General features: G+C 68.7%; 21 protein-coding genes and 2 pseudogenes. 9 read left to right on the top strand and 14 right to left on the bottom strand.

Features of this window, described 5'->3' with window-relative positions; translation table 11 throughout:
* The first annotated feature begins 216 nt into the window (after positions 1-216).
* The 4 genes from OG698_RS47660 (at position 217) to OG698_RS47645 (ending at position 4,873) form a co-directional block, all read left to right on the top strand.
* A complete protein-coding gene (locus OG698_RS47660) occupies positions 217-912 on the top strand; it encodes a TetR/AcrR family transcriptional regulator (RefSeq protein ID WP_406110710.1) in 696 nt (231 codons plus the stop codon).
* A 1,023-nt stretch (positions 913-1,935) separates the two neighbouring features.
* Positions 1,936-2,721 carry an MIP/aquaporin family protein gene (locus tag OG698_RS47655; protein WP_406110708.1) on the top strand — a complete coding sequence of 262 codons (786 nt, stop codon included), beginning with the start codon at positions 1,936-1,938 and terminating at the stop codon, positions 2,719-2,721.
* Positions 2,722-2,979: 258 nt separating this feature from the next.
* A complete protein-coding gene (locus OG698_RS47650) occupies positions 2,980-3,852 on the top strand; it encodes an NAD-dependent epimerase/dehydratase family protein (protein WP_406110706.1) in 873 nt (290 codons plus the stop codon).
* 304 nt (positions 3,853-4,156) lie between these two features.
* Positions 4,157-4,873 carry a hypothetical protein gene (locus tag OG698_RS47645; protein WP_406110704.1) on the top strand — a complete coding sequence of 239 codons (717 nt, stop codon included), beginning with the start codon at positions 4,157-4,159 and terminating at the stop codon, positions 4,871-4,873.
* A 62-nt stretch (positions 4,874-4,935) separates the two neighbouring features.
* On the opposite strand, the pseudogene OG698_RS47640 reads toward OG698_RS47645, so the two are convergent.
* A pseudogene (locus OG698_RS47640) lies at positions 4,936-5,731 on the bottom strand (IS5 family transposase).
* A 64-nt stretch (positions 5,732-5,795) separates the two neighbouring features.
* Positions 5,796-6,020: a hypothetical protein gene (locus tag OG698_RS47635; protein ID WP_406110702.1), complete on the bottom strand. Its 225-nt coding sequence runs from the start codon at positions 6,018-6,020 to the stop codon at positions 5,796-5,798.
* Between the two features lie 206 nt (positions 6,021-6,226).
* On the opposite strand from OG698_RS47635, the gene OG698_RS47630 reads away from it, so the two are divergent.
* Positions 6,227-7,597, top strand: a complete 1,371-nt coding sequence (locus tag OG698_RS47630) for a hypothetical protein (protein ID WP_406110700.1) — start codon at positions 6,227-6,229, stop codon at positions 7,595-7,597.
* 478 nt (positions 7,598-8,075) lie between these two features.
* On the opposite strand, the gene OG698_RS47625 is transcribed toward OG698_RS47630, so the two are convergent.
* The 8 genes from OG698_RS47625 to OG698_RS47590 form a co-directional block, all read right to left on the bottom strand.
* Positions 8,076-8,267 carry a hypothetical protein gene (locus OG698_RS47625; protein WP_406110698.1) on the bottom strand — a complete coding sequence of 64 codons (192 nt, stop codon included), beginning with the start codon at positions 8,265-8,267 and terminating at the stop codon, positions 8,076-8,078.
* A gap of 151 nt (positions 8,268-8,418) precedes the next feature.
* Positions 8,419-8,685 (bottom strand): metal-sensitive transcriptional regulator, encoded by a 267-nt coding sequence (locus OG698_RS47620; RefSeq protein WP_327408288.1) that lies wholly within the window; start codon positions 8,683-8,685, stop codon positions 8,419-8,421.
* A gap of 65 nt (positions 8,686-8,750) precedes the next feature.
* Positions 8,751-9,323 (bottom strand): rhodanese-like domain-containing protein, encoded by a 573-nt coding sequence (locus OG698_RS47615; protein WP_406110696.1) that lies wholly within the window; start codon positions 9,321-9,323, stop codon positions 8,751-8,753.
* Positions 9,324-9,433: 110 nt separating this feature from the next.
* Positions 9,434-10,180, bottom strand: a complete 747-nt coding sequence (locus tag OG698_RS47610) for a sulfite exporter TauE/SafE family protein (RefSeq protein ID WP_406110694.1) — start codon at positions 10,178-10,180, stop codon at positions 9,434-9,436.
* The gene (locus OG698_RS47605) at positions 10,177-10,536 is read right to left on the bottom strand and encodes a rhodanese-like domain-containing protein (protein ID WP_406110692.1); all 360 of its coding nucleotides are present in this window, start codon (positions 10,534-10,536) and stop codon (positions 10,177-10,179) included. Before OG698_RS47605 ends, OG698_RS47610 begins: the two co-directional genes overlap by 4 nt.
* Before the next feature lie 43 nt (positions 10,537-10,579).
* Complete coding sequence (locus tag OG698_RS47600; protein WP_406110690.1) at positions 10,580-11,953, bottom strand: rhodanese-like domain-containing protein; 1,374 nt, start codon at positions 11,951-11,953, stop codon at positions 10,580-10,582.
* A 251-nt stretch (positions 11,954-12,204) separates the two neighbouring features.
* Complete coding sequence (locus OG698_RS47595) at positions 12,205-13,437, bottom strand: IS701 family transposase (RefSeq protein ID WP_406110688.1); 1,233 nt, start codon at positions 13,435-13,437, stop codon at positions 12,205-12,207.
* A gap of 62 nt (positions 13,438-13,499) precedes the next feature.
* Positions 13,500-14,296, bottom strand: a protein-coding gene (locus tag OG698_RS47590; RefSeq protein ID WP_406111717.1) for an IS5 family transposase whose coding sequence is annotated in 2 segments (ribosomal slippage) — positions 13,500-13,961 and positions 13,964-14,296 — 795 coding nt in all. Because the reading frame shifts where the segments join, the coding sequence is not laid out codon by codon here.
* Positions 14,297-14,401: 105 nt separating this feature from the next.
* On the opposite strand from OG698_RS47590, the gene OG698_RS47585 reads away from it, so the two are divergent.
* Entirely contained in the window at positions 14,402-14,563 is a 162-nt protein-coding gene (locus OG698_RS47585; protein ID WP_406110686.1) for a hypothetical protein, read from the top strand.
* Between the two features lie 432 nt (positions 14,564-14,995).
* On the opposite strand, the gene OG698_RS47580 is transcribed toward OG698_RS47585, so the two are convergent.
* Positions 14,996-15,901, bottom strand: coding sequence for a LysR family transcriptional regulator (locus tag OG698_RS47580; protein WP_406110684.1), 906 nt, complete (start codon positions 15,899-15,901; stop codon positions 14,996-14,998).
* A gap of 146 nt (positions 15,902-16,047) precedes the next feature.
* Between OG698_RS47580 and OG698_RS47575 the strand changes: the two genes are divergently transcribed.
* The 3 genes and pseudogenes from OG698_RS47575 to OG698_RS47565 all read left to right on the top strand — a co-directional run.
* A complete protein-coding gene (locus tag OG698_RS47575) occupies positions 16,048-17,166 on the top strand; it encodes a PrpF domain-containing protein (protein WP_406110682.1) in 1,119 nt (372 codons plus the stop codon).
* On the top strand, positions 17,163-18,578 hold the full coding sequence (locus OG698_RS47570; RefSeq protein ID WP_406110680.1) for a dicarboxylate/amino acid:cation symporter: 1,416 nt from the start codon (positions 17,163-17,165) through the stop codon (positions 18,576-18,578). The genes OG698_RS47575 and OG698_RS47570 overlap by 4 nt, the downstream gene beginning before the upstream one ends.
* A gap of 195 nt (positions 18,579-18,773) precedes the next feature.
* A pseudogene (locus tag OG698_RS47565) lies at positions 18,774-18,933 on the top strand (NADH:flavin oxidoreductase/NADH oxidase); the annotation flags it as partial.
* Between the two features lie 107 nt (positions 18,934-19,040).
* On the opposite strand, the gene OG698_RS47560 reads toward OG698_RS47565, so the two are convergent.
* The 3 genes from OG698_RS47560 to OG698_RS47550 form a co-directional block, all read right to left on the bottom strand.
* Positions 19,041-20,075 carry an endo-1,4-beta-xylanase gene (locus tag OG698_RS47560; protein WP_406110678.1) on the bottom strand — a complete coding sequence of 345 codons (1,035 nt, stop codon included), beginning with the start codon at positions 20,073-20,075 and terminating at the stop codon, positions 19,041-19,043.
* 66 nt (positions 20,076-20,141) lie between these two features.
* The gene (locus OG698_RS47555; RefSeq protein ID WP_406110676.1) at positions 20,142-21,050 is read right to left on the bottom strand and encodes an alpha/beta hydrolase family protein; all 909 of its coding nucleotides are present in this window, start codon (positions 21,048-21,050) and stop codon (positions 20,142-20,144) included.
* Positions 21,051-21,092: 42 nt separating this feature from the next.
* Positions 21,093-22,190 (bottom strand): non-reducing end alpha-L-arabinofuranosidase family hydrolase, encoded by a 1,098-nt coding sequence (locus tag OG698_RS47550; RefSeq protein ID WP_406110674.1) that lies wholly within the window; start codon positions 22,188-22,190, stop codon positions 21,093-21,095.
* Positions 22,191-22,253: the final 63 nt, after the last annotated feature.

Below are 22,253 nucleotides of genomic sequence, written 5' to 3'. Positions count from 1 at the left end.
CGCCGCTTCTAGGTGAACCGAGATCCGGAAATCCCGGGTCAGTCGGCTTGCCGCAAGGTCATCCGGAGGGGTGCCTCACATTCGGCTCTGCCACGGTACCCGAGGGGGGCCTCATGTTTGCGGTGAGGCTCATCACAGCACGTCGGAGGGGTGGGATTGCGATCGGAAACGTGACAACGACCGAATTCGAGGGGGGCCTCATGTTACGCTCGAGCCATGAGCCACCACCACGCCCCGTCCGCGACGGAGACCCCGACGAAACCCCTGCGCCGTGACGCACAGCGCAACAGGGACGCGATCGTGGCCGCCGCCCGCACGGCCTTCTCCGAGCAGGGCCTCGGGGCGTCCCTGGAGGGCGTCGCCCGCGAGGCCGGCGTCGCGATCGGTACGCTCTACCGCCACTTCCCCACCCGGCTCGACCTGGTCGAAACACTCTTCGACGCGAAGTACACGGAACTGCTCGCCACCGCGGAAGAAGCCGCGGCCATGGACGACGCCTGGGAGGGGTTCTGCCGCTACCTGGAGAAGCTCTGCAAGCTGCAGGCCTGCGACCGCGCCTTCAACGACCTGGTCTCGGCACGGCTGCCCCTTCACGTGGCCGGCCGCAAGATGTACGAACGCACCAAGGAACTCTGCATCCAGATCATGCGCAACGCCCAGGAACAGGGCGTCCTGCGCGGCGACGTCACCGCGCAGGACATCGCCTTCGTGATCTGGTCCCAGGCCGGGATCATCCAGGCCACACGCACCATCGCCCCCCAAGCCTGGCGCCGCCACCTCCACCTGATGCTCGATGCCTTCCGCACCGAGGGCGCCCACGAACTGCCCCAACCTCCTCTGACCAGCCAGCAGGTCGACCAGACCCTCGTCACTCTCGAGTGCACCGAAGAGGGCTGCCGCGAGCAGTCCTGACCACACGAGAGACGAGGCCACCGACAACAGCTGCGCATCACACCGGACCGGCGCCACACCGGACCGGTGCCTCGGCCGACCGGCCGGGAAGACACCGGACAGCACTCCGGGCAGCAAGACCACGGGCCGTCCGACCGCCGCCTTCCGGCTGCCCCGACCCGTGCTGTCACACACCGCCCGCATCTCACAGGGCATCCGCAGACGCCGGTGGCTGAGAGCGCCTTCACCGTTCATGGGATCAGCGATGCAACGGTCGCGGATGCGTCGACCTGGGACCAAGCTGATCTGGCAGCCGGCGTAGGCACCGATGGCTCACGTGAAGCGTTGTTCGTCTGCCTCGACGTATCCGAAGGGGTCTGATGCAGGGTCGGGTGACAGGTTGACCTGCCCCACGGTTTGGGTTCCAGCTTGACCTGCCCCACCTCTCAGGTTCCAGTTCAACCGACAGCATCACGTTCGGCGAGGCCGGGCTACTTGCTGCGCGAGCGCCGTCCGAAGACCGCTTGGCGCAGGGGTGGGTACTGCTGGCGCAGGTCGGTGCGGCAGGAGGGGCAGTGCCGGCCGTCCTCCGGCGGGGCGGACTCAAGGTCGTATCCGGGTCGGCCGATGACCGGCCCTTTGCACCGCTCACACGGCGCGGCCTCGGGAGCCGGCCCGGGACCCGGGTCAGGTTCCTGCGCCCAGCGTTCCCTCTCCGCCGCCCACTCCTCGTGTTGCCTCTCGCGCTCTTCCTCACGTCGGGGGCGGCGTTGCTCGTCGCGGGCCTACCAGGCGTCATGGTCCGCGGGGTTGGCGAGGGCGCGACCGTCAGGGGCGTGCGGAAACGGCGGACGGTCGTCATGAGTCCGACCAGGGCCGAGGACGCCGCCGAGGAATCTGGTTCAGGTACCCGGCGCTTCGCCATCGAGATCCCCGGCGGAGTCCCGAACTGATGCCAGGGTCAGATGTCGACCTGCGCGTTGTCGTCGTTGTGCAGGTATTCCGGAGTCGTCCCTGCGGTCGGCACGTCAATGCCTGGAGATCATGGTGAGTACTGTTCCTTCTGTTCCTCGCCGTCTGCCGCTGGCTCGTGTCGCCGACGAGTTCGTGCTCACCACGGTCCTGCTGTTCCTGGCCGTGACGGTCGTCCGGTGGCTGCGTGATCCGGACTCCCCCCTCTACATCGCCGACCTGAACATCGCACTCGCCGTCATCGGCGTCCTCAGCGGAGCCATCCTCACCGGGCTGATCTTCACCCCGCCCGGCAGGCGCAGCGGGGGCCACATGAATCCCGCCGTGACGGTCGCCCTGTGGCTGGTGGACGCCTTCCCCGGTCGCAGCGTCGCGCCCTACATCCTCGCCCAACTCGCCGGCTCCGCGGCCGGCACGGGCCTGGCGCGCCTGGTGTGGGGCCCTGTGGTCTCCCTCCCGTCGGTCGCCCACGGCGCGATCAGACCCGCGCCCACCTGGGAGCCCGCAGCCGTCTTCCTCGCCGAGGCAGGAGCCATGGCGGCCCTGATCCTCGTCGTCGGCTACTTCCTGGCCCACCCCCGCTTCACTCGCCTGCTGCCCTACGTCATCGGAATCTCCGTGGCCACGGTGATCGCCCTCCTCGGCCCCCTCAGCGGAGGCTCCATCAACCCCGCCCGCCAACTCGGCCCCGCCGCGCTCTCCGGCCAGACCAAGGACCTGTGGATCTACCTCATCGTGCCAGTCCTGGGAGCAGTCATCGGAGCCGCGATCTATCACCTGTTCATCTGGCGGTTCAACGCGTGCCGACCCCTGACCTACAAGCTGACGGGCGACGAAGCGCGCGAGGCAAACGACTGAAATCCGGTATCCCGGCCGTCGCCATGCGCCGGCGGTCCTCCCGTCCGACACCAGTCGCGACACCGGCACCGGCGGGGACCACAGCCGGACGGCAGGCCCGAGCACGCGGATCGCCCGGTCCGAGCGACAGCCAAGGCAGTCGTCGCCTTGAGCCACGTCAGCACTGTCCATATCCGAGAACTTTGATCCAATATCGCTACGCTTGCCTCGATTCGCTTCTAGGCGGATTTCCGGAACAAGCGGAGGACTGAGACTTCCATGCGCGTCTTCGTTGCCGGTGCGACCGGTGCGGTTGGCCGACTGCTCGTTCCGCTGCTGTTGGACGCGGGGCACCAGGTCACCGGAATCTCCCGCTCGCTTGCGGGGACCGACCGCGTACTGCGTCAAGGCGCGTCAGCCGTTCAAGCAGACGTACTCGACCGGGACGTTGTCCGCCAAGTAGTGGCAACGGCCGCACCTGACGCGGTGATCGACCAGCTCACCGACCTGTCGGACGCAGATGGGGAGGCAACCAACCGGCTGCGCCGGGAGGGGACGCGCAATCTGGTGGACGCGGCCAAGGCCGCCGGCGTGCCGAGGATTGTCGCCCAGTCAATCTCCTGGGCGTACGCGCCGGGCGAGCAGCCGGCCGACGAGACCGTCCCCCTCGACCTCGGGGCTCCGCAGCCGCGAGGGGGGATGGTGGACGGTATCCAGGCGCTAGAAGAAACAGCGGCCGAGTTGGACACGGCGGTACTGCTGCGGTATGGCGTCCTGTACGGCCCCGCCACCTGGTACGCGCCTGGCGGCCCCGCAGCCGCAGCCCTGTCCGGAGATCCGGCCGCCCGTTTTCTCGGGAGCGTCGAGGCGGATCTCTCCGTGATCTCGTTCGTTCACGTTGCCGATGCCGCACGAGCCGCCGTCGAGGCCCTCGACTGGCCGACTGGGCCGGTCAACATCGTGGACGACGAACCCGCGCAGGCTCGCGAGTGGGTGCCGGTCCTGGCCAACGCCCTCGGCGTGCCCGCACCAGAACCCACATCAGGCCAGCAAAGCTGGGCCCGAGGAGCTTTCAACGGCCTGGCCCGCTCACGTGGATGGCAGCCCGCGCATCCGACGTGGCGGTCCGGCTTCGCAGCGCAACTCGCCTAGGTTCTGTCCGGTCGGACCAGGCGCACGACTGGTGAGACAGCTACTGGTCGGTGAAGTGTCGGTCGGCGACCAGGCGCCTGGCCGCTCCCTCGATCGCGCCGCTGCCAATCGGCCAAGAGCGGCGGGGCTGGGTTCGCTGATTCCCTGCAACTGGTCCGGGACGCGGGAGGAACCGCGGGTGAGCCACTGTGGCGTCTTGCCCCCAAACCCATACACGGGGGCCGGTAGCGACAGAGCCCCTCCGGTGTCGCACGAAGGGTAAGATCCCCCGCAATTCCGGGGCGGGGATCCATTGGGGGCGGGAATGAAACGTGCGCTGCTGGTCGGGGTGGGACTTGTGCTGGTGCTGGTCACCGGGTGCACGGACGGTGGCTCGCCGCAGGCTTCCCGGACTTCCCGTGCTCCCTCGTCGTCACCTTCGCCGTCAACGAAGGCTCCCGTGCCGCCGGAGCCGGGTCCGGCCAAACCGCTCGGTGGGGCAGCGGTCAGCAAGCGGGACGCGAAGCTGGTGGACTCCTTCACCGAGTTCATCGAGGAGTCGGACCTGGACACCCGCATCGAGCCCGAACTCCCGGAAGTTGCCGTGCTGCAACGCCTTGCGCCCACGGGCACGGGCGACCTGATATGGATGCCGGACGCCGATACGTACTGTCTGACGACGATCAGGTCCAGCCTGACGAGTCATGGGTGCTACGGACTCGCGCCGAAGCGCCCGGCGCGTGGCTATGTACAGGTGGGAGACCCCACGCCGCGCGGCGTGGGGTCGACGTACTCGAAGCAGGACTGGCTGTCGGTCAGTCTTGTGGAGAATGCCCAAGGACCCTTCACGTTTACCGGTGATCAGCCGAAGGGCACCAGCGCGGTGCGCCAGGCCACGCTGCGCTTCACCTCGGGCCGGACCGTGACATTCCTCGCCTATAGCCAGCCAGATTCGAGGATTCCGCAGAACACCAAGATTTGTGGGCCCCACCACAAGGTCTGCTTCGATCCCTACGACCGTGATCTCGGGCGTGCCTCTTAGAGGGCGTTTTCTCCCGTTGTTTAGTCCCGGCTTGCCGGTTTAAGGATGGTTCACGTACCTCGCTATGTGGGGGTTGATTCGGCGGTGAGTCTGCGGGCCATGAGGTTGATCATCGCGAGGTGGATCATGGCTTCGGAGCGGTGGGGATGGGCTTCGTAGTTGCGGGCCAGGCGGCGGTGGTTCATGAGCCAGCCCAAGGTTCTCTCGACGGTCCAACGCCGGGGCAGGACGGTGAATCCCCTGGTGGCGGGGTCGCGGCGGACGATGCATGTCGATGCCGAGGGTGGCGGCGTGTTCGACGAGGTGCTGGCGGTAGCCGCCGTCGACCCATGTCTTGCGGACGCTGGGATGCTCGACGGCCACCTTCTCGATCAGGGTCTGGCCCGCGATCGAGTCCTGCACGCTCGCGGCGGTGACCAGCACGCCGAGGAGGAGTCCGACGGTGTCGATGACGATGCTGCGCTTGCGTCCGACGATCTTCTTGCCGGCATCGATGCCCTGCCTGCGGGCGGGGACATTGGTGGAGGTCTTGATGCTCTGGGAGTCGATGACACACGCGGTCGGTTCCTCCTCGCGGCCTTCCTGCCTGCGGACTTGGCGACGGAGAAGGCTGTTGAGCTGGTCGAAGACGCCCTCCTCCTGCCAACGCGCGAAGTAGGCGTAGACGGTGTTCCAGTGCGGATAGTCGTGCGGCAGATAGCGCCACGGGATCCCGGTCCGATTCACGTAGAGGACCGCGTCCAAGAGGCTGCGCAGGTCGTGGTCCGGTGGGCGGCCGATGTCCAGTCCGCGGCCGCGGCGTTCGGACCGCCAGGCGGTCAGGACCGGCTCGACCAACTCCCACCGGGCATCGGACAGATCACTGGCATAACTGACGCCGAAGGGACTCTATCGGGCTCTCGGCACGAGGCCTGAGGATGCGTCAGGCGGAGAGGTCGGGCGAATCGACCATCGTGCGGCCGCCGGCTCCAAGAATCCGCCGCGGGCTCGGGGACGTCACCGGGTGGGCGCCGAGCACTCCGCGGTCTCGCAGTTCGTCAAGGTCAGGGAGACGGACTCCGGGGAGTGCGTCGAGGAGGTCGGCCTGGGCGGCGCGGATGCTGTGCGCGTCCTGGGGCCCGATGCCAAGGGTGCGGCGGGCTGTCACGTGATCATCGTACGGGCGGCAACTGCCGCTCTACGCAGCATGCAGCTCGGATATGGGGAGCTTATCCGGGATCCAGACATGAACCGGGGTGCGTTCGCCGGGCCTCGGCCCGCCGACCGTGGTGGCCTGTCGTCTCCAGGGGTTCCGTGTTGTAGGAGGGCGCCGGGGACGGCAACTGTCAACCGTGCTTGATCGTCCCTTGGTGTATGACCACACCATCCCCGGAGCCGCCGCTTCCCTGGCCTCACTGCGGTCACGGAGCCGCCCCGGACGATCCTGTGGGCTGTCGCGGCATTCAGGTGCTCGGCTACACCGCTTGTCTGGCTCATCTTGCTGACACCGAGCGGGATGCTTACCTGGCCGGCCTGCAGCCTGGAGCCGATGTCGACCACCGCGGCACGTCCTTCACTGCCCACCTTCTCCACGAGCTCCTCCGCGCGCTTCGTGACCCGGGCACCGGACAACCTCACCTTGGCGACGCCTGGTTCTGGGCGGCGACCTTCAAGAGTCCGGTTGACCTTGGGCAGTTTGTGTGTGCCGGAAGGGTGTCGTTGGCCGGTGCGGTGTTCGACGGTCCGATGACCTTGTCGTGTGTGGCACGTCGAGTGGAGTGCCGGCGTACCCGTTGGATGTCGACAGCCGAACTACGGCTGCGCTACACAACGGTGGACTTCTCCCATGCCGTCTTCGAGTACCCCCTCACGATCGCCGCGGAGGCCGCCCCCTTCGTGCTCTCCGACGGGCGGCCAGTGACAGAACAGGCTCTTACCGGCGCGCCTGACGCTGCGGTGCGGATGGCCTCGATGCGTGGGGTGGACGCGGCCCATCTGGTCCTCGCCGACGTCGATCTGTCGGGATACCTGTTCACCGGGACCGTGCACCTGGACCAGATACGGCTGGAGGGCGCATGCACCTTCGACACGGTCCCGCCCGCAATGCATTGGCGGGGCTGGCGTCCGATCCGGTTCACCCAACGCCGCACCCTCGCCGAAGAACACCACTGGCGCGCGAGCCAACCAGGGGCCGTCCCGGGCTGGAACGTGGCCGTGTTCGGCGCCGGGCGCGTAGGGCCGTTGCAACTGGCGCCGGTGTACCGCGCGCTTCGCAAAGCGTTCGAGGATGGCAAGCACGAGCCCGGGGCCGCCGACTTCTATTACGGCGAGATGGAGATGCGCCGCCACGCCGACGACATACCCCGAAGCGAGCGGGGTCTTCTCACTGCCTACTGGGCGCTGGCGTGGCTCGGCGCCGCCATGCTCGTCACCATCGTGCTGCTCATGGGCCTCGGTCTCCCGAAGGACGCCCCGAAGCAGGCAGCGACCGGCACCGTCCCGGCCGGCGGAGGCACCGTCACCTTCGAGATCGAGAAGGACGATCCGCAGAACCCCACGGGGGACAGGTTCACCGGCGAGCGCTTCGACAAGGCCCTGAACGTCACGCTCAACTCGGTGGTATTCCGCTCCGCCGACCAAGACCTGACCACTTCCGGCACCTACATCGAGATGGTGTCCCGTGTGACCGAGCCCATCCCTCTGGGCCTTGCGGTCCTGGCCGTCCGTAACCGCGTCAAACGCTGACCCAGCGCTCCCGTGGCCCGGGCTTGTGGCCCGCTACCGCCACCCCCACCGGGCCAAAACCCGCAGCGCAGCGTAGGCCAGCGCGCCCCCCGGCTCGACCGTCGCAGGCTGGCCCTGTGGAGTACCCCGTCGCTGTCGCCTTCGCCGAGGCCGTGCCGACGCTGCCCCGCGGCAAGGGCTGGTGGTACGAGATCAAGTTCGACGGTTCTCCGGACACTCTGTTGTGTCTCGTCGCTTTTCGGTATCCGCTCAAGGGCTTCAGCCATCCGCGCTGTCGAAACCGGCTACGCAACCCACTTGGCCGTTATGGCGGTTCGGCTGGTAGATGGCTGGAATGCCATCGCCGCCGGTGTTCAGAGTCTGCGCCTCTCACGGACGCCGGTAGATCGTGATGCGGTGCTTGATCAGCAGGGCGGCCGCCGCAACGGCTATCAAGGAGCCGTTCTCACCCACCTTGGTGGATGAGTGAGAACAACGCCTACAGGCGGTGGGCGGCGAAGCCGGTGAGGAGGACCACCGTGACGACGATGCCCGCGAGGCCGGGCCAGCCGCCGAGGAGTGCGAACAGCGCTACGGCGACGAATGCGCCGAGCATGAGGGCGGCGAACCCCCAGCCTGAGAGTCCGCGGTCGTCGTTGTCCTGCGCTTGTGTCTTCACGGCCTTGGTCACGGTGATCACGCTACCGAGCAGGGGCGGCAGTCCTTGCCCCTGGGTGTCGCCGCGCCTCACCCCCTGCCTTGGAGGCACTCCCCCGTCTCGGCGGACTTGAGCGGCAGGCTGACCCCGGTCGGCCGTCCGAGGGGGCCGACCGGGGTGGTGTTCAGGCGAGGGCGAGGAAGAGCTTTTCGAGTTCCTCTTCCGTCATGGGGGCTTGGTTCTCGTCGGCTTCGCTCATGCACTGGCGCATGCCGCTGGCGACGATCTTGAAGCCTGCCCGGTCGAGGGCTTTGGAGACGGCGGCGAGCTGGGTGACGACGTCCTTGCAGTCGCGGCCGGCTTCGATCATGGCGATGACGCCGGACAGCTGCCCCTGGGCGCGGCGCAGACGGTTGAGGACTGCGTTGACTGCGTCGTCGTCGACCTTCACGGGTGCCTCCCGGCCTTGTGTGCTCTCGCCTCATAGTACCCCAGGGGGTATCTGGGTTGCGGGGGTCAGTGGTCGCGCAGGGCGGCGAGGGTGGCGTCGAGATCGCCCTGGTGGGGGCGGTTGTGGGGGAGTTTGGCCAGGAGGGCGGCCATGCCGCAGGTGTTGGTGAGGGCGGAGAAGACCAGTCCGCCCGCGACACCTGCGGAGACGAGGCGGAAGGCGGGACGCAGGCGACCGAGGGCGAGCCCGGTGAGGACGACGGCGCCGGCGGTGAGGCGGACCTGTCGTTCCATGCTCCAGACGGTGTTTCGGGTGCTGTCGGGGTGGTGGAGGGGGTGGCCGTCGGCGGCCCATGCTCCGGTGCCGCCGATGAGGGTGGCGGTCGTGATGCCATGGGCGGCCAGGGTGTGGCAGGCGTTCTCGGAGCGGGCGCCGGAGGCGCAGACGACGAGGATGTCGCCGCGCTCGGCTGCGTGGCGGATGTCGGGGAGGGCCTGCTTCAGGTGGTCGAGGGGGATGTTGAGGGCTCCGGGGAGGTGGCCTGTGGCGTATTCGCCGGGGGTGCGGACGTCCAGGACGATCAGGTCGTGGAGCCGGGTGCGGGCCTGGTCGGCGTCGAGGGTGTGGGGGCTGGTCATGATGCGGTGCTCCGTAGGTGTGGTTGGGCTGTGTCCGGCCAGTTCCCTTTAACGCGAGGGGCACCGGTGAGTACCGATGAGACGTGGCTGCGGATTCTTGCGGGTCGGGTTCAGGTGAGGGCGTCGGTGAGCATGAGGGCGGCCACGGCCAGCATCACGACTGCGAAGACGCGCTGGAGGGTGGGGCCGGAGATTTTGGTGGCGAGGCGTTTGCCGTCCCAGGCTCCGAGGATCGCGGCTCCTGTGAAGGGGGCGATGACCGCCCAGTCCAGGGGTGTGCTGCTGCCGGCGCGGGCAGCGAGGGCACCCAGGGAGTTGACGGTGATGACCAGCAGACTGGTGCCGACCGCGGCCCGCATGCGCAGGCCGAGTACGGAGACGAGGGCGGGGACGGCGAGGAATCCGCCGCCGACGCCGAGGAATCCGGTCACGGCGCCGAGTCCGGCACCCGCCCCGGCTGCCCGCGCGGGTCTGGGTGGCCGCGGTTCCCCGTCGGCGGCGGACGTCCGGAACATGGCCAGTGCAGCGAGGGCCGCTATCGCGGCGAACGCCGCCGTCAGAACCGCTTCGGGTACGTGTGCCGCGAGGGTTGCCGCTGTGACGGCGGGCAGAATCCCGGCAGCCGCGAACAGCGCACCGGTCTTCCAGCGGACGTTGCCGGACCTCGCGTGCGAGGAGAGGGCCGTGGCGGAGGTCGCGGTGACGATGATCAACGAGGCGGTGGTGGCGGCGGCCGGGGTGAAGTCGAGGAGATAGATCAGGGCGGGGACGGCCAGGACGCTGCCACCGCCGCCGAGCGCCCCGAGGGCCAGGCCGATGACGGCCCCGGCGACGAGAGCGAGAAGAAGGACACTCACGCTATCCGGCCACTGCTTCCGCGGTCGTCGACCACCGGCAGTCCCGCTGACGCCCAGGCGTTCATGCCGCCCTTGACGTCGACAGCCTCGACTCTGCGTTCGGTCAGAAGCTTCGCGGCCTGCTGAGAGCGGTGCCCGGAGCGACAGATCACCACCAGCGGCCGCCCCTCGGCGGCGGCAGGCAGGGCCTGGCCGGTGACGAGCCGGGAGAGCGGGACGTGCACAGCGCCGGGGGCGTGCCCGGCCTTCCACTCGACCTGCTCACGCACGTCGAGGAGTACGGCATCACCATCGGTGGTGCGTCGGCGTGCCTGGGCGGGGGTGACGCGGGCGATACCGCGGCGGAAGAGGAACATCGCGCTTTGTCTCCGATCGGGGAACGCGGTGGATGGCAGCGGTTCAGTGACGTAGGCCGGTGGTCACGGGGAGCCCGGCCTCGAGGGCGGCGTCGAAGGAGTCGTCGACGGCGACGACATCACGGCCGGCAGCGTCCAGGAGGGAAGCGGCGATGGCCGCACGCATCCCGCCGGCGCAGTGCACCCACACGGTCCCGGCGGGAATCTCACCGGCCCGGTCATGAACCTCGTGGACGGGGATGTGAACGGAATCCTGCACGTATCCGCCGGCGCGCTCGGAGTCGCGGCGCACGTCCAGAACCACCAGGCTCTCGCCGGCTTCACGGGCCTTCTTCAGGGCGGCGAAATCCGCGCGGGGGAAGGAACGCAGCACCTCTCCCTCGCTCAGCCAGTCGGCGGGGTCTCCGGTGGCGGCGGCCGAGGGCCGGTCGATACCGACCCGTACCAACTCCCGCTGCGCCTGCGCGAGCTGGGCCGGGCTGTCGGCGAGCAGGGTGACGGGCTTGCCCCACGGGATCAGCCACGCCAGGTAGGTGGCCAGCTTGCCCTCGGCTTCGAAGTTGACCGTTCCGGCCACGTGTCCCGCAGAGAACGCGGTACGGCTGCGCAGGTCCACCACCCACTCTCCGGCGGCCAGCCGCTCGGCGATCTCCCTGCCTCCCGCCGCCCTCGGCGGGGTCAGGTCGACCGGCGCGGGGCCGGCGGCGTTGAGGGGGCCCATGTGTGCGTAGTAGGCGGGCACATCCTCCAGCCCCGCGAGCATGTCCGCGATGAAGGTGTCCACGTCCTTCGTGAGCGCGGCGTTGGTCTTGCGTTCCTGGCCGATGGTGCTGGAGTCGCCCTCCGCCTGCGATGAGGAGCAGAAACTGCCGAACCCGTGCGTGGGCAGGACCTGCACCGCATCGTCGAGTTCGGCGGCCAGGCGGTGTGCGGAGGCGTACTGTGCGCGGGCCAGCTTCTCGGTCAGTCGGGGCTCGACCAGGTCGGGGCGTCCCACGCTGCCGATCAGCAGTGATCCGCCGGTGAACGCGGCCACCTCCCGCCCGTCCTGCTGCAGGATGTAGGAGGTGTGATGCGGGGTGTGGCCGGGGGTGGCCAGCGCCCGCAGGGCCAGACCGCCCTCGACGGGCAGCGTGTCGCCGTCGGTGACCGGGGTGCGGTCGAAGGAGACCCGGGCCGCGGCAGGCACCAGGTACGTCGCACCGGTCAGCCGGGCCAGTTCCAGGCCGCCGCTCACGTAGTCGTTGTGCACGTGCGTCTCGGCGACGTACGCGATCCGCACGCCCCGTCCGGCCGCTGCCGCAACGACCCGCTCCACGTCCCGCGGCGGGTCGATCACTACGGCCGCCTCGCGGCCGCCCGCCAGGTAGCTGCGGTTTCCCAGACCCTCGGTCTCCAGGATGTCCACGAAGAACACGGAGGCCTCCCTTCTCACATCGCTTTACCCCGGGGGGTATCTGCGTTCCACTGTAACAGTGATACCCCCCAGGGTATTTTTGTGAGTGTGGAGGCCGCCCGGGATCTCCGCCGGCGGCAGTGTCTGCACCCCGATGCGGGGCCGCCGAGGTATTTAGTACTCCAGTCAGAATTCGTGGCTTGAGCTGGTTCTTTTCCGGTAGTGGCATCGTTGGGCGGTGGCTTGGTGGCGTCTGCGCCAGTGGGACCATCTCAGAGCATGCTGACGCTGGTTGAGTTCGGGTCTTGGGTGGGGCAGGAGAGTGTCCAGGAGCCGTCGGATTTCTGCCACGGTGAGGGAGACGAGGCTGGTTGGTTCGTTTCTGCGGTTTCCCGGTGGGCCTCTTGGGCAGCCAGGGCGGTCAGGAAGGCGTGGGCCAGCATGGCCAGGGTGATGTGCCGATACCAGCCCGGATAGCGGCGGACCTCGTACTCGTCCAGGCCGCACTCGTTCTTCGCGGCCTGGAAGCATTCCTCGACTGCCCACCGACTGCCGGCGATCCGGGCGAGTTCGTCGATCTCGATGCCGACGGGTGCGTGAGCGAGGTAGTAGGCAATCTCGGTGGGGTCGGACAGGCTGCGGCGGGCCAGCACCCAGCGATTATGGGTCGGCGGATCTGGGTCGAAAATGATGTTGGCGGGCAGTTTCGCCGCGGCCCAGTCATAGACGCGTGGGCCTTCCGCCCCGTCGCCGCAGGACAGCCGCTGCCAGGCATCGGCGGGGGCTTCGTCGATGAGCTGGTCGATGCGCCAGCAGCCGGCTAGGGACTTGGGCACCGCAACCACGTAACCGAAGCCGAGCTGCTCGAGCAGGCGGCGGAAGTTCCAGTCCTGCCCATAAGCCTCGTCCGCGGTCACCCACGCGGCCGGCAGGCCCGCGGCCAGGCAGCGGCGCACGATCTCCCGGGCCAGCTCCCCCTTGGTGGCAAAGCCGCATTCATCAGGGATCTTTGCTGCCCTGCACCGCTCACGGTCGGAGGTCCAGGCTTTCAGTAGGTAGAGCTCCCGGTCCACCAGGGCCCGGCCGCGGGCGGTGGCGTAGGCGCCGAACACGCCGATCTGGCAATTGTCGATCTTCCCCGAGGTGCCGGTGCACTGCCGGCCCACCCCGGCCGAGGTGGTGCCCTTCTTGACGAACCCGGTGTCATCGATGATCAGCACCCCGCCCGGGCCGAGCCGCTCGGCGGCGTAATCCCGCACGTCATCGCGGACAGCATCGGCGTCCCAGCGGGCACCGTTCAGCAGGTGCTGCAGGCCCGCCGGATCACGGTGGCCGGCCCACTCGGCCAGCTGCCAGCCGTTCTTCCGCCCGACCGGCGCCAGCAGTCCCCGCACGTAGTCACGCATCCGCCACCGCAGATCCACCCGCCCGAACCGGCCCGCCACCCGAGCGAAAACCAGCTCCAACTCGGCCTTCCAACAATCGACTTCAGACATCACGTCCATACCCGAACAACGACAACCAGCAGCTCAGGAAACGAATTCTGACTGGAGCACAAGAGATCATCTCAATTGGTGAGTCCGCGGTAGCAGATGAGGGTGCAGGCGATGCTGGTGAAGGCCAGGAAGTGGATTGCCTGGCGCTCGTAGCGACGGTGGAGACGTCGGCAGCCGGCGAGCCAGGCCATGGTGCGTTCGATGGTCCACCGGTGGCGCCCCAGCTTCTGTGACGTCTCAACTCCCTTGCGGGCGATGCGGGGTGTGATGTGGCGTAGGCGGAGCCATTGCCGCAGGTGACGGTTGTCGTAGGCCTTGTCGGCGTGAAGCTTGGCGGGGCGCCGGCGGCGTGGACCGCGCCGGGATCTGATCGGTGGGATGCCGCGCACGAGTGGTTCGAGGGCCTGGCTGTCATGAAGGTTGGCGCCCGAGATGCCGACGGAAAGCGGCAGTCCGGTCCGCTCGGTGATCAAGTGGATCTTCGAGCCGTACTTGCCCCGATCTACAGGATTCGGACCCGTCAGGTCCCCTTTTTGAGGGCTCGCATGTTCACCGAGTCGATTGCGCATCGTGACCAGTCCAGCTCGCCTCGAGCCCCCAGCTCGTCCAGGACCAGACGATGCAGTTTCGCCCAGACCCGTTGTCGGCTCCACTCCATGAACCGGCGGTGAGCCGTGGCCCCCGACGGCCCGAACACCGGCGGGACCTGCGACCACGTACAACCGGTCGTGGCCACGAAGACAATCGCCGCCAACACCTCACGGTCCCCATGACGGCGCCGACCACCACCCTGTGGCCGAGTCGGCGCCTCCGGCACCACCCGCTGGAACAACTCCCACAGTCCATCAGGGACCAGACGCTCAGTCAGCAACACAGCATCAGGTTACCGGCATCGCCAATTGAGATGATCTCTTAAGGCACCGCGCTCGCTCAGGGCTGGGCCCTGGCCGCATGGCTACGCAAGAACGCCGGTGTGCTGGACGTGCAGTACGTGATCTGGCAGGGACGCATCTGGAGCATCAACCACCCCGAAGACCAGGGCGGCTGGAGTCGGCCGTACGACCACGGGCTGAACAACACACACACGATCACCGGCGGCCACTACGACCACGTCCACGTCTCCTACAAGGACTGACACGCGGTCCAGAATCAGGTCAGTGCTACTTTCCGCGGCCGCCGCCGGACAGGCGGCGGAAGCTGCCGAAGCATAGGGAGTAGCACCATGGACATTCACATCGAACAGTCTGCGTTCGGACCAGTGAGGATCTACCATCTTGAATTCGCTGGTCACGGGGCTGGTGTGTGTGGCGGGTTGTGTACTCGCGCTGGTCGGGGGCGATTGTCTGGCGTCGAGATCGTCTGTCTGCGCGCGATCGCGATGTTGGTCCTGCCGGAGCCGACGCTCGCCACGCCCGCCTCGGACCCCGTGTTCCTTCCGGATCACGAACCCAACGTATGGCCAGGGTTGCTTGCCGCCGCCCGTTGCCCACGTCCAACACCGAAGCGCGGGGCCTGGATTGGCGGCGGTGAGCGCGACGGTTCCATGACCGGTGGGCGTGGTTCGGTGTCAGAGGGCCCGGGCGGCAGCGGCGTCGCGGAGGAGTCCGGCGAAGGTCAGGGCGGCGGGGGTGAGGGGGTGGTCGGCCATTCGAACCAGGAGGATGCGGCGGATGGGGGCCGGCGGTTCGAGCGGCAGGACGTCGACGCCGGGTCGGATGCCCTCCAGGGCCAGGGTGGGGGCGAGGGCGACGCCGATGCCGGCGGCGACCATGGCCTGGGCTTCCTGGTAGTCGTGCGCCTCGTAGGCGATGTGGGGCTCGAAGCCGAGGGCTCGGCAGCCGCGGACGAGGGCTTCGGCCACCGGGTGATGGTCGGCGCGGGTGATCCATGGGTCGTGTGCGAAGTCGGCGAGCGAGACGGCGTCGCGGCCGACGAGTGGATGGTGGTCGCTGACGAGAAGGGCCGGCGGGTCATCGAGAAGGGGGGTGACGACGACGTCCTCCCGGTCGATTCGGCTCCAGTCGTAGTCCCACATCAGCGACATCTCGATCTCCCGGTTCTCCAGCATCGTCCAGAGCCCGGCGATGCGGGCACTGCGGACGGTCAGCCGTACATCGGGGTGGGCGTCCCGGAAGGCGATCACGGCCCGCGGGAGGAGCGAGGCGCCGACGGTGGGGAAGGTGCCGATACGCAGCGTGCCCGCGCGCAGGCCGGCGAAGTCGGCGAGTTCGTTTTCCGCGGCCTGCAGTTCGCGTTCGATCCGTTCCCCTCGTTCGGCCAGCGCCCGTCCGGCGTCGGTGGCGGTGACGCCCCGGGCGTGGCGTTCAAGGAGGGGCTGGCCTGCCTCCGCTTCCAGGCGGCTGATCTGCTGCGATACCGCTGACGGTGTGTAGTTGAGGGCGCGGGCGGTCGCTGTTACCGAGCCGCGCCGGGCGACCTCGGTGAACAACAGGATGCGCCGGACGTCGAGCATGCCGCTACCTCCAGCGTTCACTTCAGCTTAATAGCCATGCAGATTTCCGAGATTGTACTTCACGCTGCTGTAACCCACCGTGGAGGACACCACGCACGGCGAGACCGTCGGTGGGCTTCCCCTTCCATGTCTGTGAGGAGTCAGTTGTGCTGCGTCTGCAGGGCGAGATGATCCGTGGAGGTACCAGCAAGTGCTGGATCTTCGACCACCGCGACGTGGTCGCCACGGGCGTGGATGTCGATGCCCTGCTGCTTGCCGCCTTCAACGCCGCCGATCCCCGTCAGATCGACGGCGTGGGCGGCGCTTCCTCCACCACCTCCAAGGCCGCCGTCGTACAGGCGTCGGCCGAACACGGCGTGGATGTCGAGTACGCCTTCGCACAGGTAGGAATCGGCGACGAGCGCGTGGAGTGGGCCAGCAACTGCGGCAACTGCGCCACCGCCGTGGCCCTGTACGCCGTCCACCACAAGCTCGTGCCGATCGCGTCGGACACCACCACCGTCCGCATGCTCAACGTCAACACCGGGGCCCGCCTCACCGGCACGATCCCCACCCCCGCGGGCGTGGCCCCGGAGGAGGGCACGGCTGTGGTGCCGGGTACCTCGGCGCCGGGCGTTCCGGTCCTGCTGGGGTTTCAGGACCCGGCGGGCTCGACGACCGGCCGCGCCCTGCCGACCGGCCGGGCGCTGGACGAGCTGACCGGCCCGGACGGTCCCGTCGAGGCATCCCTGGTGGACGCCGGCGCGCCGGCCGCACTCTTCGAGGCCAAGGCGTTCGGCCTCGACGGCACGGAATCCCTCACCGCGTTCGCCACCGCAGTGCCCGCGCTGACACTGCTGCGCCGCCAGGCAGCGCTGGCCATGGGCCTGGCCCGCGAGGACGGTCCGGTCAGCCATGCGGTGCCGAAGGTCGGCATCGTCGCCCGGCCTGCCTCATATCGCACCACACAGGGCATCCTCGTCAGCCAGGACGAGTACGACCTGGCCGTGCGCATGGTCTCCATGCACGCCCCGCACCCGGCGATCGGCCTGACCTCTGCCGTGGCCCTGGTCGCGGCCGCCGCCACCCCCGGCACCCTCGCCCACCGCGTCGCCCGGCAGACCGCCGACGGCACGCTGCGCCTGGGCACCCCCGCCGGCGTGATCGCCACCCAAGCCGTCCCCGCACCGGACGGCGCGTCCCCCACGGTGCTCCTGCACCGCGCCGCCCGGCGTATCGCCCGAGCCGAACTCCTCGTTCCCGTCCTGGAAGGACGCCCCGCATGAGCCGCAACGACGCCGCCCCGGGTACCGTCACCGCACCACCGGGCCGCATCCGCCGGGTGCTGTCCCACCTCTACGTCCAGTGCCTGATAGCCGTCCTCCTCGGCGCCGCCGTGGGCTGGCTGTGGCCGTCCGTCGGCGCTGACCTCAAGCCGCTCGGCGACGGCTTCATCGCGCTGGTGAAGATGCTCATCGCGCCGATCATCTTCTGCACGGTCGTCCACGGCATCGCATCCATGGGCAACGCCCGCGCGGTCGGCCGCGTGAGCCTGAAGGCTCTGGTCTACTTCGAGGTGCTGACCACCGTGGCCATGGTGATCGGCCTGGTCGTCGTCAACGTCCTCAAACCGGGCAGCGGTCTGCACGTTGATGTCTCGAGCCTGTCCGCCAAGGGCCTGCCGCCGGAGGCGTCCACGGCCCACGAGGGCTTCGCCGAGTTCGTCCTCGCCATGATCCCCGCCACCCTGGTCAGCGCCCTGACCGGCAACGAGATCCTGCCTGTGCTGCTGGTGTCCCTGCTGTTCGGCTTCGGCCTGCACGCCAGCGGAGAGGCCGGCGTGGGCATCGCCCGGGGCGTCGAGAAGTTCTCCACGGTCCTGTTCACGCTCATCCGCTGGATCATGCGGCTGGCCCCCATCGGCGCGTTCGGCTCGATGGCCTTCACCATCGGCAACTACGGTCTGGGCACCCTGCGCCACCTGGCGCTGCTGGTCGGCTCGTTCTGGCTGACTGCCCTCTTCTTCGTCCTGGTCGTCCTCGGGACCGTGATGCGCCTGAACGGACTGCGGCTGCTGCCCTTCCTGCGCTACATCAAGGAAGAACTGCTGATCGTCCTGGGCACCTCCTCCACCGAGCCCGTCCTGCCGCGCATGATGGCCAAGCTTCAGCATGTGGGCGCCTCGAAACCGGTCGTCGGCATCACGCTGCCCGCCGGGTACTCCTTCAACCTCGACGGCACCGCCATCTACCTGACCATGGGATCGGTCTTCCTCGCCCAGGCCCTCGGTATCGACCTCAGTCTCACCCAGCAGTTGGCCATGCTCGCCGTCATGCTGCTCACCTCCAAGGGCGCCGCAGGCGTCACCGGCTCCGGCTTCATCGCCCTGGCCGCCACCCTCAGCGCCGTCCCGCACGTCCCGGTCGCCGCCCTCGCGCTGATCTTCGGCATCGACCGGTTCATGTCCGAAGCCCGCGCACTGACCAGCGTGGTCGGCAACGGCGTCGCCACCCTGGCCGTCGCCCGATGGGAGGGCGAGCTCGACGAGGACCGCGCCAAGGCCGTCCTACGCGGAGAGATCCCCTACGCCCCCGCCCCCGATCCCTCCGCGGTGACAGCCGAGCCCGATCCGAAGCAGACGCCCGCACCCGAGGCGATGCCCGAACCAACCCGCGACCCGGTCCCCGCCGCAAGCTGATATTGCGTGGGCGGGCCGGCCCGGAGCAGCGCTCCGGGCCGGCCCGCCCACGTCTCAACAGGACGTCGTACTCGCCGTCCGGGCTGATCAGGAACGTCCAGCGTTTCGGCGCGCCCAGTCTTCCAACCGCTGATCAAGCCCGACGACACCCCCGCAACCTCCCACGTCGTCTGCTCCAGCGCGAAGGGGTCGGCAGCGGCGGTCGGTCTCATCACCGAGCCCGGGCAGGCCGAGAAGCTCCTGGCCAACGGAGGCGGACGCGGTACTCCTCGACCGCGAGGTGCTGCGTGACCCGTTGTGGGCGCGGCATCCCGCGAAGGAACTGGGCTGCACGCTAGGCGTTCCCGAGCAGTACGGCCCGTTCCTGAGCCAATCAGCTCTTCATTGCCTTTGCGGGGGACGGGCCGCACGCTGCGTACGGATGCGGGGCCCGGCGAAACGGTCGCCGGGCCCCGGCCGATTTCAGCTCGCCGCGCTGTTCAGCGCCGCGAGGACCGCACCGTATGCCTCCTTCTTCTGATAGCTGTCGTTGAAGAGCAGCGGGGTCTCCTGGGCACGCCAGGAGTACTTGTCGGTGACGCCCCACACGGTGATGCCGTTGCACCGGGCCACGGCCACGCACGCCTGGGTGACCTGCCGGTACACATTGGTCTGCGCCGCGCCGGAGCCGCCGACGTCCAGCTCGGTGATCTGCACGTGCACGCCCAGGTCGGCGAAGCGCTGGAGGTTCTGCCGGTAGGTGCTCAGGTCGGAGTTCGAGGCCAGGTGGCTCTGGAAGCCGACGCAGTCGATCGGTACGCCCCGGGCGCGGAAGTCCTGGACCATCCGGTAGATGGCATCGCTCTTGGCGTTGATGCCGTCGGTGCCGTAGTCGTTGTAGCAGAGCTTGGCCTTGGGGTCGGCTGCCTTCGCGGTGCGGAAGGCGTCCTCGATCCAGCCGTTGCCGAGCTGCTGCTGGAGGTTGGACTGGCGTCGGCTGCCGTCCCATTCGAACGCCTCGTTGACCACGTCCCAGGAGTCGATCTTGCCCGCGTAGTGGCCGGCGACCTTGGTGATGTGGTTGCGCATCGCCTGGCGCAGGGTGTCGCCGGTCAGTCCCTGTACCCAGCCGGGCTGCTGGGCGTGCCAGACCAGGGTGTGGCCGCGTACCCACTTACCGCGCGCCTTGGCGTAGTTGACGAGTTCGTCGCCGCCGCTGAAGTTGAACTGGTTCGGGCTGGGCTCGGTGGCGTCCCACTTCATCGCGTTCTCGGCGACGACGCTGGAGAACTCCCGGTTGAGCGTGGACTCGTAGTCCCCCTCACCGAGGTGCTGGCCCGCGACCGCGGCGCCGAAGTACCGGCCGCTCTGGGCGGCCGCGCCACCGAGGGTGTCGGCGGCGTGAGCGGTGGGTGAGAACGCCAGGACGGCCCCTGCCGCCAGGGCACCGGCCGCCGCGGCGGTGATCGCGGAGCGGGTGCGTCGCGAGGTGCGCCTTGTGGAGGATCTGTCGGTCATTGCGGGTCCCTCTCTGATGGGGGGTGGTTGGCGGTGCGGGGTCAGGACTGCTGCGGCCGTCGACCGTCAGGCCAGGGCGGCTTCCCAGCGGGTGCCGTCGCCGGTGGCGTCGGCGGGGAGGCGGTCGCGGGCGGCGGTGTCGTCGTACAGACGCCAGCGCAACCAGTCCACGAGGGTGTTCTGGGTCCGGCCGAAGGTGGGGAACCCCGGATTCAGGTACGCGGCATGGTCCGCGCCGACATGAGTGAGGAACGCCTTGGGCGCGGGCAGCTCCTCGTATGCCCGCCGGGCCAGGGCGTAGTCGCAGGTCGGATCCTTGTCGCCGTGGATGAACAGCACGCCCGCACGGACCGAGGCGGCGGGGGCACCCATGTCCACGCAGGCGACCGGGACCGCGGCGGCGATACGGTCGTCGGGCCAGGCGGTCACCAGCCCGTGGGTGGTCATGCCGCCCATCGAGTGGCCGGAGACGCCGACGCCGGCCGCGGTATCGATGTGCCCGGCGAAGGGACCGCCCGTGGCGTCGTTGAGCGCCAGGGTCCGGGTGATGACCTCGGAGACGTCCCTCGACCATTCGCCTCCGTACACGGAGCCCAGGTTGGTGTTGTCGGAGAACGAGGGGGCGGGGCAGATGAAACCGGCGGAGGCTATCGCGTGGGTCTGCGAGGCGTAGGAGTCGGAGTTGCCGCCCATGCCGTGGCTCCACTCGGCGACGGGGAACACACCGTCGGCGAGCGGGGCGTCGGGGATGGGGGCACCGCCGGAGGTACCAGGGGTGGGGTAGAAGACCTTGGTGAACAGTGAGCGGGCGCCGCGGCTCCAGTTGAACTGGCGTACTCCGACGGCGAACTCACCGGCGGGCGCGGGTAGTTCGGCAGCGGAGGCGGGGTGGAGTGTGGAGCCGAGCAGGGGGGTGCTCAGGCCCGCTGTCGCGGCCGCGGTCAGGCCGAGGAAGGCGCGTCGATTCAACGACATGGGTGACTCCTTGTGTGGGGGAACAGGGAGGTATCGGAAGCCTCAGCAGGTGGAGTCGGTCTGGGTGGCCAGGCCGAGCCGGTAGGGCAACTGCGAGTACTCACCGCTGGAGTTGGGGTTCCGGCCCTGGTAGAGGAGCCGGAGCCGGCAGGGGTCGATGGTCATGGTCTGGTCGTTCGTGGCGCGGATCAGTTCGCCGTGGCTGATGTCCTTCGTCCAGGCGCCGCCGGGGAAGGTGACGTCGGTGGATCGGGCGAAGGGTTTGGCCTCGGTGGCGGCGAGCGGCTGCCAGGTGCCGGTCAGGCCCTTGGAGGTGAAGGAGCGGTAGTACCGGTTGCCGTCGCCGCCGATGGCTTCCCAGATCAGCAGGTAGGTGTCGGTGCCCTTGACGCGGTAGACCGCGCCTCCTTCGAACAGCGCGAAGCGGGAGTCCTGGAGCACGATCTTGGTGTTGCCGAAGCCGTTCGGGAAGTTGGCGACGGTGGTCTCGGACCGGTACACGTGGCCGTTGTCGTCCGCGGAGAACAGGAAGCACTTCGCGTCGTCGCAGATCACGTAGAAGTCGAGCCAGTTGCCGTTGCCGATGTTCTGCCGGACGACGTCGGGCACGCTGCTCATGAGGTTCTTCGGCGCGGACCAGCTGGTCGGGTCGTTGATGTCCTTGGTGGTGGAGTACGACGGCAGGCCGGTCTGGTAGACGAGGTACCACTCGTCCTTGGGGGCGAAGTAGAAGGCGTGCGGGGCGGCACGGTAGCCGGGGCCGATGCGGGAGGCGGTCTCCAGGTGGTTCTGCTTCGCACCGGCGGCCTGGGACCAGTCGGAGAAGCTGGTGTGGGCCAGGCTCCAGTCGCCGGAGGTGCTCGCGGTGGTCATGAAGACGTGCCATCTGCCGTTCTTGTCCTGGACCACCGACGGGTCCTTGACGGCGACGGAGTTGCTGCCGTCCTGCTGCGGTGAGATCACCGGTCCTGTGGACGACCAACGGAAACTCCCCGGCAGGTCCTGCCGGAGGGGGCCCGCCGGTGTCGCCCCCTTGGCGGGCACGGATAAGCACGTCGCCAGCAGGGCGCTGAGCAGGGCCACATAGGCGTGGCGGCGACGGTGACGGGGGCGGAGGCGGAGGCGATGCGTCAAGGGCATGGGCAGCTCCATAGCGGCTCGAATGGTGCGCATGCGGTGAGCGGGCTTGGCCGGCTGTACGGC

Source organism: Streptomyces sp. NBC_01003, assembly GCF_045162695.1.
Classification (GTDB): Bacteria; Actinomycetota; Actinomycetes; order Streptomycetales; family Streptomycetaceae; genus Streptomyces.
Note: the sequence above shows the minus strand (reverse complement) of the source record. Positions and strands in the feature narration are given on the sequence as shown.

Excerpts from the sequence above, each read along its gene's own strand:
- OG698_RS47660 (WP_406110710.1), top strand. The coding sequence starts at position 217 with ATGAGCCACCACCACGCCCCGTCCGCGACGGAGACCCCGACGAAACCC.
- OG698_RS47655 (WP_406110708.1), top strand. The coding sequence starts at position 1,936 with ATGGTGAGTACTGTTCCTTCTGTTCCTCGCCGTCTGCCGCTGGCTCGT.
- OG698_RS47650 (WP_406110706.1), top strand. The coding sequence starts at position 2,980 with ATGCGCGTCTTCGTTGCCGGTGCGACCGGTGCGGTTGGCCGACTGCTC.
- OG698_RS47645 (WP_406110704.1), top strand. The coding sequence starts at position 4,157 with ATGAAACGTGCGCTGCTGGTCGGGGTGGGACTTGTGCTGGTGCTGGTC.
- OG698_RS47630 (WP_406110700.1), top strand. The coding sequence starts at position 6,227 with ATGACCACACCATCCCCGGAGCCGCCGCTTCCCTGGCCTCACTGCGGT.
- OG698_RS47615 (WP_406110696.1), bottom strand. The coding sequence starts at position 9,323 with ATGACCAGCCCCCACACCCTCGACGCCGACCAGGCCCGCACCCGGCTC.
- OG698_RS47605 (WP_406110692.1), bottom strand. The coding sequence starts at position 10,536 with ATGTTCCTCTTCCGCCGCGGTATCGCCCGCGTCACCCCCGCCCAGGCA.
- OG698_RS47595 (WP_406110688.1), bottom strand. The coding sequence starts at position 13,437 with ATGGACGTGATGTCTGAAGTCGATTGTTGGAAGGCCGAGTTGGAGCTG.
- OG698_RS47580 (WP_406110684.1), bottom strand. The coding sequence starts at position 15,901 with ATGCTCGACGTCCGGCGCATCCTGTTGTTCACCGAGGTCGCCCGGCGC.
- OG698_RS47570 (WP_406110680.1), top strand. The coding sequence starts at position 17,163 with ATGAGCCGCAACGACGCCGCCCCGGGTACCGTCACCGCACCACCGGGC.
- OG698_RS47560 (WP_406110678.1), bottom strand. The coding sequence starts at position 20,075 with ATGACCGACAGATCCTCCACAAGGCGCACCTCGCGACGCACCCGCTCC.
- OG698_RS47555 (WP_406110676.1), bottom strand. The coding sequence starts at position 21,050 with ATGTCGTTGAATCGACGCGCCTTCCTCGGCCTGACCGCGGCCGCGACA.
- OG698_RS47550 (WP_406110674.1), bottom strand. The coding sequence starts at position 22,190 with ATGCCCTTGACGCATCGCCTCCGCCTCCGCCCCCGTCACCGTCGCCGC.